Annotated in this window: 12 protein-coding genes; 7 read left to right on the top strand and 5 right to left on the bottom strand. The window is 65.5% G+C overall.

Annotated elements, in window-relative coordinates; translation table 11 throughout:
* Positions 1–3: 3 nt before the first annotated feature.
* Together ACFMRZ_RS18190 and ACFMRZ_RS18185 are read left to right on the top strand one after the other, a co-directional pair.
* Positions 4–1857, top strand: coding sequence for an ABC transporter ATP-binding protein (locus ACFMRZ_RS18190; RefSeq protein WP_400180094.1), 1854 nt, complete (start codon positions 4–6; stop codon positions 1855–1857).
* Positions 1854–3584, top strand: coding sequence for an ABC transporter ATP-binding protein (locus ACFMRZ_RS18185; protein WP_400180093.1), 1731 nt, complete (start codon positions 1854–1856; stop codon positions 3582–3584). Before ACFMRZ_RS18190 ends, ACFMRZ_RS18185 begins: the two co-directional genes overlap by 4 nt.
* 19 nt (positions 3585–3603) lie before the next feature.
* Here the strand turns inward: ACFMRZ_RS18185 and ACFMRZ_RS18180 are convergent, their stop codons facing one another.
* Positions 3604–4173 carry a TetR/AcrR family transcriptional regulator gene (locus ACFMRZ_RS18180; protein ID WP_400180092.1) on the bottom strand — a complete coding sequence of 190 codons (570 nt, stop codon included), beginning with the start codon at positions 4171–4173 and terminating at the stop codon, positions 3604–3606.
* 91 nt (positions 4174–4264) lie between these two features.
* Between ACFMRZ_RS18180 and ACFMRZ_RS18175 the strand changes: the two genes are divergently transcribed.
* Positions 4265–5185: an aldo/keto reductase gene (locus tag ACFMRZ_RS18175; protein ID WP_400180091.1), complete on the top strand. Its 921-nt coding sequence runs from the start codon at positions 4265–4267 to the stop codon at positions 5183–5185.
* 3 nt (positions 5186–5188) lie between these two features.
* On the opposite strand, the gene ACFMRZ_RS18170 is transcribed toward ACFMRZ_RS18175, so the two are convergent.
* Positions 5189–5506 carry a hypothetical protein gene (locus ACFMRZ_RS18170; protein WP_400180090.1) on the bottom strand — a complete coding sequence of 106 codons (318 nt, stop codon included), beginning with the start codon at positions 5504–5506 and terminating at the stop codon, positions 5189–5191.
* Positions 5507–5753: 247 nt separating this feature from the next.
* Positions 5754–5903 carry a hypothetical protein gene (locus ACFMRZ_RS18165; RefSeq protein ID WP_400180089.1) on the bottom strand — a complete coding sequence of 50 codons (150 nt, stop codon included), beginning with the start codon at positions 5901–5903 and terminating at the stop codon, positions 5754–5756.
* 473 nt (positions 5904–6376) lie between these two features.
* Between ACFMRZ_RS18165 and ACFMRZ_RS18160 the strand changes: the two genes are divergently transcribed.
* The 3 genes from ACFMRZ_RS18160 to ACFMRZ_RS18150 are packed head-to-tail and all read left to right on the top strand — an operon-like array spanning position 6377 to position 7969.
* Positions 6377–6625, top strand: a complete 249-nt coding sequence (locus ACFMRZ_RS18160; protein ID WP_400180088.1) for a hypothetical protein — start codon at positions 6377–6379, stop codon at positions 6623–6625.
* Positions 6606–7127, top strand: a complete 522-nt coding sequence (locus tag ACFMRZ_RS18155) for a DUF6879 family protein (RefSeq protein WP_400180087.1) — start codon at positions 6606–6608, stop codon at positions 7125–7127. The genes ACFMRZ_RS18160 and ACFMRZ_RS18155 overlap by 20 nt, the downstream gene beginning before the upstream one ends.
* Positions 7124–7969 carry a helix-turn-helix domain-containing protein gene (locus ACFMRZ_RS18150; RefSeq protein ID WP_400180086.1) on the top strand — a complete coding sequence of 282 codons (846 nt, stop codon included), beginning with the start codon at positions 7124–7126 and terminating at the stop codon, positions 7967–7969. Before ACFMRZ_RS18155 ends, ACFMRZ_RS18150 begins: the two co-directional genes overlap by 4 nt.
* Before the next feature lies 1 nt (position 7970).
* On the opposite strand, the gene ACFMRZ_RS18145 is transcribed toward ACFMRZ_RS18150, so the two are convergent.
* Entirely contained in the window at positions 7971–8309 is a 339-nt protein-coding gene (locus ACFMRZ_RS18145; RefSeq protein WP_400180085.1) for a GNAT family N-acetyltransferase, read from the bottom strand.
* 84 nt (positions 8310–8393) lie between these two features.
* On the opposite strand from ACFMRZ_RS18145, the gene ACFMRZ_RS18140 reads away from it, so the two are divergent.
* Positions 8394–8957, top strand: a complete 564-nt coding sequence (locus ACFMRZ_RS18140) for a GNAT family N-acetyltransferase (protein ID WP_400180084.1) — start codon at positions 8394–8396, stop codon at positions 8955–8957.
* A gap of 3 nt (positions 8958–8960) precedes the next feature.
* Here the strand turns inward: ACFMRZ_RS18140 and ACFMRZ_RS18135 are convergent, their stop codons facing one another.
* On the bottom strand, positions 8961–9659 hold the full coding sequence (locus tag ACFMRZ_RS18135; protein WP_400180083.1) for a siderophore-interacting protein: 699 nt from the start codon (positions 9657–9659) through the stop codon (positions 8961–8963).
* Positions 9660–9784: the final 125 nt, after the last annotated feature.

Raw genomic sequence — 9784 nt, 5'->3', positions numbered from 1 at the left:
ATCATGACGGCTGAGACCGTCGAACAGGCCGCGCCGGAGGCGCCGGCGCTGGAGCCGGATCGGGTCGCGCTGAAACAGCAGAAGAAGGCGGATTCCCTCGCGCGCAAGAAGATCCTGGCGCCGGTGAACGGTGCGCTGACGCTGGCGAGCCTGGTGATCGTGGTCGCCTCGGTCTGCGCCGTCGTCCCGTTCGTGTTGATCGTCGAGGCCTGTCGCGAATTGCTCTCCGCGCCAATCGATTCCGATCGCGTGTGGGTGCTCGTGATCAGCGCGGTCGTGGTGCTGGTGGTGCGCGGCCTGCTCGAGGCCGGGGCACTGGTCTGGACGCACCTGCTCGACGCGAAGTTTCAGCTGACCCTGCGGCAACTGCTGGCCGCCAAGCTGACCCGGGTCCCGCTGGGCTGGTTCACCGACCGTAGTTCGGGGGAGGTGAAGAAGTTCCTGCAGGACGACGTCGAGGCGCTGCACTACCTGATCGCCCACGCCCGGCTGGACTTCGTCGGCGCGGTGACGGTCCAATTGATCGCCCTGATCTACCTTTTCACCGTCGACTGGCGGCTCACCCTGGTTCTGCTGATCCCGCTGTTCCTCTACACCCGGGCGCTGGCCGCCATGATGGGTCCCGGTCACCGGGAGCGGCTGGCGGTCTTCGCGGGCTCCGAACGCAAGATCGAGGAGTCGACCATCGAGTTCGTCGACGGCATCCAGGTGGTGCGGGCGTTCGGCCAGGCGCGCAAGGCGCACAACACCTTCCAGGAAGCGGTCGACAAGACGGCCGCGAGCCTGCTGGCGTGGAAGACCCCGATGACGCGGCTGCAGTCGGGCGCGGAGATCCTGCTGACACCGCTGTTCCTGATGCTGGTCGTCGTCGTGGCCGGACTCGGTTTCGTCGAACTCGACTGGATACAGCCGGTGGACATCCTGCCGTTCCTGCTGCTGGGCATCGGCCTGGGCAGCGCCCTGCTCGGCATCGGCTTCGGCGGTCAGGCGCTGCGCGAAGGCGCTGCGGCCGCGCTGCGGCTGCACGAGTTGCAGCAGACGCCGGAACTCGCCGCACCCACCGGCGGCGCCGAGCCGAGCACCGACGGCAGCGCCGGTCTGCCCGTGCGGTTCGAGCACGTGAGCTTCGGCTACCGCAAGGACCGGACGGTGCTGCACGACATCGACATCGAGCTGGCGCCCGGCACCATCACCGCGCTGGTCGGGCCCAGCGGATCCGGCAAGTCGACGCTGGCCCGGCTGCTGCCGCGGTTCTACGACGTGACGGCCGGCCGAATCACCATCGGCGGCAAGGACCTGCGCGAGTTCTCCACCGAGGAGCTGTATCGCACGGTCGGTTTCGTCTTGCAGGACGTGCAGATGATCCGCGGCACCATTCGCGAGAACATCCGCCTGGCCCGCCCGGACGCCAACGACGCGACCATCGAGCGCGCGGCCCGCGCCGCGCAGATCCACGACCGCATCGTGGCGCTGCCGCGCGGCTACGACTCCGAGATCGGCGGGGACGCCGTGCTTTCCGGCGGCGAGGCACAGCGGTTGTCGATCGCCCGCACGCTGCTGGCCGACACCCCGGTGCTGGTGCTGGACGAGGCCACCGCCTTCGCCGACCCCGAATCCGAGGCCGCGGTACAGGACGCGCTCGCGGTCCTGGTCGCCGACCGGACCGTGCTGGTGATCGCGCACCGCCTGCACACGATCACCGGCGTCGACCGAATCCTGGTGCTGGAGAACGGCGTCGTGGTCGAGAACGGCGACCATCCGACACTGTCCCGCGCGGGCGGGCTCTACCAGCGGCTGTGGGAGATGAACGAGGCTTCCATGCACGAGATCCAGCTCGTCGAGGGGGAGATCCGATGATCACCAAGGTCTTTGCGCTCGTCCCGGCCGAGCTGCGCCGCCACATTCCCCGGTATCTGGCCCTGATCGGCGGCCTGTCGCTCGGGCAGATCGCGGCCTATCTGCTGTTGATTCCGTTGTTGCAGGCCCTGTTCGACGGCGACCTGGGCAGCGCGTGGCGGTGGGCGGCGTGGATGGCCGTCGCGGTGGCCGCCGCCTCGGCGTTCTCCTTCCTGGTGTCGATGGCCGGGCTGCGCATCGGTGTGGGGATGCTGCGCGGGGTGCAGACCCGGCTCGGCGACCATCTGAGCAGCCTGCCGCTGGGCTGGTTCGCCACCGCCAACGCCGGTTCGATCTCGAAGATCATCGTGGGCGGGGTGCGCGAGATACTCAGTGTGGTTTCGTATTTGGTGGCGCCGGTGGTGACGGCGGTGATCGTGCCGGTGGGCGTCGCGATCGGGGTGGCGTTCATCGATTGGCGGATCGCGCTGACCATGCTGATCAGCCTCCCGGTGCTGCTGGTGGTGAGCCGGTGGGCCAACAACAGCTTCTCCCGCTCGAATGAGCAGATGCACGACGCCGCGGCCGAATCCAATGCTCGCGTGGTCGAATTCGCGCAGGCGCAGCCGGTGCTGCGGGCCTTCGGCGCGGTCGGCGACGGCAACCGCAAGCTGACCGAGGCGCTGCGCGGGCAGCAGCAGGCGTCGACCCGCCTGCTTTTCGCGAGCGTGCCCGGGCTGATGGTGTTCGCGCTGTGCGTGCAGGCGGTCTTCCTGATCCTGGTGTCGGTGATCGTCGCCCGCGGCACCGGGGGGCAGCTGGCCGTGCCCGCCGCCATTGCGTTGATCGCGGTGAGCGCCCGGTTCATCGAGCCGATCAACCGGGCGGCGCAGCTGAGCAACGCGCTGCGCAGCGCCGCCGACGCCGCCCAGCGGATCACCGATTTCCTGGCCGTGCGGGATCTCGGGGAGGCGGTCGAGCCCGTGGAGCCCGGCGCGCCGGAGATCGTGTTCACCGATGTCGATTTCGGTTACCGCGAGGGCGAGAAGGTCATCGACGGCGCGTCCTTCACCGTGCCGAGCGGCACCACGACCGCGATCGTCGGCCCCTCCGGCAGCGGCAAGACGACGCTGCTGCGGTTGGCGTCGCGCTTCTACGACGTCGACGCGGGCCGGATCACGGTGGGCGGCCACGATGTGCGCGCGCAGCCGTCGGAAACGCTGCTGCGCCAGGTCTCCCTGGTGTTCCAGGACGTGTATCTGTTCAACCAGACCATCGAGGAGAACATTCGCATCGGCCGCCCGGACGCGACGCCCGAGGAGGTGCGCCGCGCCGCCGAGATGGCCCGGGTCGACGAGATCGTCGAGCGTCTGCCCGACGGCCGGGAATCCGCCGTCGGCGAGGGCGGCGCCGCCCTGTCCGGCGGTGAGCGCCAACGTGTTTCGATCGCCCGCGCCCTTCTGAAGGACGCCCCGATCGTCCTGCTGGACGAGGCCACCAGCGCCCTGGACCCGCACAGCGAGGCGGTCGTCGTCCGCGGCATCCACGAACTGACCCAGGGCAAAACCGTTGTCGTGGTGGCACATCGGCTGGCCACCATCCGTCACGCCGACCAAATCCTGTTCGTGGAAGGCGGCCGAATCATCGAAACCGGCACCCACTCCGAACTCCTCGCCCGCGGCGGCCGCTACTCCGAATTCTGGAACGAGCGCTCCCGCGCCACGGGCTGGCACCTGTCCCCGGCATAGTCACGGAAGGGGTTGGCGGTCAGGGCTTTCCGGCCGCCAGCCCGTCCATGAGCAGATCCATCATGCGCCCGGCCTGCTCACGCTGGTCGGGCGTATTGCAGGCCAGGAAGATGCCGAGCAGGCTGACCACCACGTCCTCGGCGCGTACATCGGTGCGGAGCGTGCCCTCCGCCGCGCCCGCGTCGAGCAGTCGCTGGACCGCACCGCCGAGCGCCGCGCGCGCCTGCGCGGAGGTGACCGCCCCGGAGGCGATCACCGCGCGCAGCGCATCGGCGATCTCGCGCTTGGCCGCCACATAGTCGGCGAACCGGTCCATCCACGCCCGTAGGGCAGCGCGAGCGGGCAGCTCCGCGAGCAGGTCCGCCGCGCTCTCGCAGACCGTGGTCAGCTCCGCGCGATAGACGGCCTCGACGAGGTCGTCCCGGGTCGGGAAGTGGCGGTACAGCGTGCCGATGCCCACCCCCGCCGCGCGTGCGATCGACTCGAGCGGGACCTTTCCGCCGTCGTCGGCCAGCATGTCCCGGGCCGTCTCGATCAGCCGTTGCCGATTCCGCTGGGCGTCCGCGCGCCCACCGCCTTCTCTCGCCAAGCGGAGGTTCCTCCGTTTCTGCTATGGTCGGTTAAGCGGAGGTTCCTCCGCATTTGCTGTCGACTATGCCACTCGAGAGAGGACTCCGCACATGAGGACAGGCGACACGGCCGTCGATCGGCCGGGCGGGACGGATTCGCTGGCGGGACGGCCGGTCTCCCGGATCGGGTTCGGCGCGATGCAGTTGGTGGCGTACGGGGCCGGTCGGCCGGTGGTCGATCGAGGCACGGCGATCGGCGTGCTGCGGCACGTGATCGCCAGCGGCATCAACCACATCGACACCGCGCAGTTCTACGGTGCCGGGGCCTGCAATGCGCTCATTCGCGATGCGCTGCAACCATTTCCGGAGGAGCTGGTGCTGGTCAGTAAGGTCGGGGCCGACGAAACGGCCGACGGTCTCGTCGCCGCTCAGCAGCCCGCGCAGTTGCGGCGTCAGGTCGAGGACAATCTCACCGCACTCGGCGTCGACCGCATCCCGGTCGTCAACCTGCGTCGCGTGGACGCCCCGCCCGGCATCGTCGCCGAGGGTGACCAGCGCGTCGACCTGGACAGCCAGCTCGCCGAACTGCTCGACCTGCGGACCGAGGGAAAGATCGGCGCCATCGGCCTGAGCAATGTCGGCCCGGGCCAGTTGCGGCAAGCGCTGCCCGCCGGGATCGCGTGCGTGCAGAACGCGCACAATCCACTCGACCGTGCCGCCGAACCGGTTCTCGATCTCTGCCGCCGGCACGACATCGCCTGGGTGCCGTTCATGCCGCTCGGCTCGGGGTTCCCTGAAACCGTCAAGGCCACAGCACTTCCGGCGGTCCGAGAGATCGCAACCGCCCTGCGCGCGACCCCGGCACAGGTGGTCCTGGCCTGGCACCTGGCCCACTACTCCCACACCCTGCTCATCCCGGGAACGGCGAACATCGCGCACCTCGACGACAACATCGCAGCGGGCCGGCTCGTACTGAGCCCTGACGCCATGTCCGTGCTGGACCGGCTGGCCGCCGTCACGCCCCCGGCCTGAAGCTCACGAAGACGCAGTGCCGCCCATCCCGATATCCATGCGGCCCAGCCGATCGGATTTCGCGTCGAACCAGTCGAGGACGGCTTCGCGGGTCAGTTCGCGAATGATGACGACGGCGAGCACGATGCCGACCGAACCGGCGAAAGCGCCGCTGAAAAGCGCGAACAGGCCATTGGCGCCGATGATCACCTCCAGGCAGATCAACATGATGCGGCCCCAGTCGACACCAGCCATCGTCAGGACAGTGGCGACCAGCAACAAGACCGCCCCCAACGCAATCTTCAACGAACCCGGCATTTTCGTAGTATCGGTATCGGCCACCGCGAGCCCCTTTCCTCGGCTTCCCCAACCGAACCACCTACCGGCCGGGACCGGTCCCGAGCCTCGTCACATTGCCTCACTCCACGGCAAGAACCCAGCACGGCTGAATCAGGAGCAGGTCCTCGATTCCTGCATCCGATGCGTATCGCACTCGACTTGCCGGAGCCGAAGCCCGAGGATCTGAAGCCTTTCCTCGAGGGATGGAGCCCGCACGGTCCGGACGGGCCGTTCTGGTGAGTCGAACAGTCTAAATACCGCCTTGTTGATCCGTATCTTCGCGTTCAATCCGTTCTCGAATCGCTTGTACAGACTTCTCTTTCGGTATTTGCTGAGGCCAGAACACCACTACGAAGAACGCGACCAGCGGCACAGCGAACGCAACACTGAGTCCGATCATGCGGGCCACCGTCCGTCAGTCTCGGCGTTGCCGGTATTCGGGAGTTCATCCCCCTGCCACTCCAGGTATATCCCGGGAGGCTCGTCTTCGTCGTGGCAATCCCAGACTTCCAGCACGCCACCCGGGAATGGGTAAAGCCTTGTGCCCCTGCGTGGTTGCTCTCGGTGTGCGTCCATCGCAACCCCCTATAGTCGGCTGTTGGTCGGCACCTCGTGACCGATGGGCGTCGCGTGTCATCGAGGTCGGCACTGACGCTACGAACCAGAAATCAACCACGTCCATGCCCAAACATGCTCAGATCCGCTGATCCACTCACCAAACAGCTGCAACTGGGGCATCATCGAATACGTTCGAAGCATGAACGCGCATGATCTGATTGGAGGCCCGACATGCGGTTACAGTTTCTCGGCAAAGGCGGCACCGAAGGCGGAGGTTGCCCGAGCCTCTATGCGACTGACAGAGGTACATACGCAGTGCAGGGATGGAAGACGGATACTGTTGGGGCAGTAGAGATTCCGCATCTGCTTACCGGTTTTGCCGAGCCGGACACGTTCATAGGTGCCACCATGACGGACACCGGCCGAGGGACCTTCGTTCTGTCCGGCTCGCCGATCACGGACCTGGAGACATTGGGACAGATGGATATCTACCCCGACGAAACGGCTATCGAGGTAGTCAAGCTGGAAAGGACTTTCTACGGCAATGTTGCTAGCGCAGGGTGAGGCATTCGACGACCTGTTTCGACACGCCGAGCGCGAAGCGTTCCACCTCGAAGTTCGGGACGACTACTACCCACCGGACTACCCGCCACTCGTCCGGTTCATGCGTAATGAGCCGGAAGACTATGCATGGTTTCAGCCTTGGTTGGACCAGGTCAGGGCAACGACCGGCCGAGGCGTGGCGGTTAACCGGGCGCGGGTAGTCACCGTGCCACACAACGACTACACCCGGTATGCAAGGCACGTTGCTCGGCTCAATGTGGAGGCGGGCGAAGATGTGCGGTACCTGCCGCGTCACCTGATCAACCCTGACGAATTAACGGTGGACGATTGGTGGCTATTCGATGATTCGACGGTAGCATTTACCGTATTCGAACCCGGAGACAACGGTAAATGGCTCGGTGGTGCTATAACCACCGACCCCCGAATAGTCGGGTACATCCGTATAGTTAAAGAACGGGTATGGTCTATCGCTACACCACTTGCTGAATACAGTGAGCCGTGACAAGTTCACTGAATCAGGCCAAGGAAGCTCTCGGCCGACGACTCCGGGAGCTTCGCCTTGATGCAGGAATCAGCGGCACCGAACTTGCCCACCGTGCCGGGTGGCACCAAACCAAAGTCTCGAAAATCGAGTACGGCAAGACCAAGCCCACTGACGACGATATACGCCTCTGGTGCTCCCATACGGGCAATGAAGACCAAGTGCCCGACCTGGTAGCTACTCTGCGCAATATCGAGGCTGCATGGCTCGAATGGAGGCGTGTATTAGGTAGCGGCACCAAGCGACGGCAACAAGCCTCGATCAAGCTGGAAGCCGAAACCGAGGTAATGCGGATATATCACCCGTTCCTGATACCGGGTCTACTTCAGACGGCGGAGTACGCAGAGGGAGTGCTACGCAGCGTTGTCGAATTTCAGCAGGTACCGAACGATATTGACGAGGGTGTGTCCAAGCGAATGGAGCGACAACAGATTCTGTATCGCCGCGACCACCGATTCCACTTCGTGGTCGCCGAGCAAGCACTACGCACCACTGTCGGCAACGCTCAGATCATGATCGGACAGATGGACCGGCTCTTGGCTGTAACCGGTATGCCGAGGGTTGTTCTCGGTATTGTTCCGGCTGAAGCGGCGTACGAAGTATCGATGACGAACTTCACGATATTCGACAAAAAGAGGGTAATGGTAGAGACCGTGACGGCTGAGCTTACGGTCACCCAGCCACGGGAGATTGCCCAATATGGCCGAGCGTTCGATGTGCTGGCCGGTCAGTCCGTAACCGGCGACGCTGCACGGGCCCTGATCCGCGAGACGCTTGAAGTCCGGCGCGGGGACAGCGATTAGGCTAATGGCCCGGTCGGTGCCGGGTTCCGAGTAGGCGTCTGTCCATGACGATCTCCCGGTGCCCGTCGTCCGTCACGTCGCCCGGGTCGCCGGTTGGTCGAAAGCCGTTGCGGTAGTAGAGCTTCAATGCGTATTCGTTCGCTGGTGTCACCGCGAGCCGGAGGGCCTCGAACCCAGCCCGGGTGGCCCAGAGCGTGACCGCCTCGATCAAGGCGTCGCCGTCACCCTGCCAGTCCGCCAGCCGGGATCCGAACGCTTGCGGCGCCTCCGCCAGCGCTTGCAGTCGCAACTCTCGCCACAGCATCCAGTTGTCCGCTGTCAGGACCCGCATCTCGATCACTTCGCCAGGGTGGCGGAGATCGATCTCCTCGACAATCGGATTATGTGCCGGGCAGGCGGATCGGCGCGCCTATTGTCGAGAAGTATGAGCGAGGATCGTCAGGTGTCGGTGGGGATGGGTACGGCATCGGATGCCGAGCAGTCGCTGGATGCGATATGCGATTTGTACGACGATGTGTTTTCGGCGCCCCCGTTTCTGTGGCCGGAAGGTGAGTCGGTTCGGCACCGGGAGTCGCTGCACGGGCTCATCCGGGATTCGACCTTCGGATTTGCGTGGGCCAGAGCCTCGAGGACATTGATCGGGTTCGTCTACGGGGTGGAGTTGAAGGCGGGTACCGACTGGTGGGAGGGTTTTCATCAGCCGATCCCGGCAGCATTCACCGAGGAGTGGCCGGGGCGCACCTTCGCGGTCATCGACCTTGCGGTCCAACGGTTTCGGCGTCGAGCCGGACTGGGGCGTGAACTGCTCGACACCCTGCTGCACAGCCGGACCGAGGAACGCGCGACCTTGGCCGTGCAGCCGCGGGCGGCGGACACGCATGCGTTCTATCGGGCGGTCGGCGGCTGGCGTCTGGTCGGGCGTCAGGACACCCGGGAATACGAATCCGCCCAATTCGACGTCTACGTGCGTGATCTCGCGAAACCGTAGGGGCTACTTCCAATACGCGCGCCCCGCGACATTCTCCTTCGGGAGTTTGGTTTTCAGGGACTTGAGGATGGACCGGGTGGTGGCGGCGTCGCAGGCGGCCCAGCCGAACGCGTCGGCGTCGCAGGTCAGTGTTTCGGCGGCTTGGCGGAGTAGTTGCCCGTAGTTGACGCGTTCGACCCAGGTGATCTCGGTTTTGGGACCGGAGCGGACGGGCAGGGTGCGGTCGGATTCGTACTGCCATTCCAGCCACACGCGGGCGGGGGTGTCCCCGATGGCGTCGAGCAGCGAATTGATGGCGGGGAGGGAGGCGGTGTCGCCGAAGAGGACGAACTCCGCCGGAAGCGGGTCGGGGACGGCGAATTTGGAGCCCATCACCGTCGCGTCGATGACGTCGCCGACCGATGCCTGCTCCGCCCACCGGGAGGCGGGGCCGCCGTGCAGGGCGAACTCGATGTCGAACGTGTCGCCGGCCGGATCAGGGTCGACGAGGGTGTATCCGCGCTGCAGCAGGTCGCCCTTCTCGTCGGGGAACCAGATGCGAATCCACTGGGTGGGATGCACCGGATGATCGGCCAGCAGACCGCCGCCGGTGAAGCCCAAGCGCAGGTAGTTGTCGCTGACGCGGTCCACCGACGTGACCGTGAGCCGGTAGTCGTCGGCACGCAATGCCTTCAGGACGAGACCGTTGAAACCTTTTCCCATATGGTTAGGTTAGCCAAACCACATACCTTCGTCTCGGTGGGAGCTGTACGTTACTATGCGAAGAGGTTAGGCAAGCCTAGCCTTTGCGTGTGTGATGAAGGCTGGATTCTAGGCCGGTGAGGAGT

Source organism: Nocardia sp. N2S4-5, assembly GCF_044628355.1.
Classification (GTDB): Bacteria; Actinomycetota; Actinomycetes; order Mycobacteriales; family Mycobacteriaceae; genus Nocardia; species Nocardia wallacei_B.
The sequence above is the reverse complement of the archived record's forward strand: the minus strand, read 5'-3'. Positions and strand labels throughout refer to the sequence as shown.

What these genes read in the sequence shown, in the direction of transcription:
- ACFMRZ_RS18185 (WP_400180093.1), top strand. Translation starts at nt 1,854, where the DNA reads ATGATCACCAAGGTCTTTGCGCTCGTCCCGGCCGAGCTGCGCCGCCAC.
- ACFMRZ_RS18165 (WP_400180089.1), bottom strand. Translation starts at nt 5,903, where the DNA reads ATGATCGGACTCAGTGTTGCGTTCGCTGTGCCGCTGGTCGCGTTCTTC.
- ACFMRZ_RS18190 (WP_400180094.1), top strand. Translation starts at nt 4, where the DNA reads ATGACGGCTGAGACCGTCGAACAGGCCGCGCCGGAGGCGCCGGCGCTG.
- ACFMRZ_RS18140 (WP_400180084.1), top strand. Translation starts at nt 8,394, where the DNA reads ATGAGCGAGGATCGTCAGGTGTCGGTGGGGATGGGTACGGCATCGGAT.
- ACFMRZ_RS18155 (WP_400180087.1), top strand. Translation starts at nt 6,606, where the DNA reads ATGTTGCTAGCGCAGGGTGAGGCATTCGACGACCTGTTTCGACACGCC.
- ACFMRZ_RS18135 (WP_400180083.1), bottom strand. Translation starts at nt 9,659, where the DNA reads ATGGGAAAAGGTTTCAACGGTCTCGTCCTGAAGGCATTGCGTGCCGAC.
- ACFMRZ_RS18175 (WP_400180091.1), top strand. Translation starts at nt 4,265, where the DNA reads ATGAGGACAGGCGACACGGCCGTCGATCGGCCGGGCGGGACGGATTCG.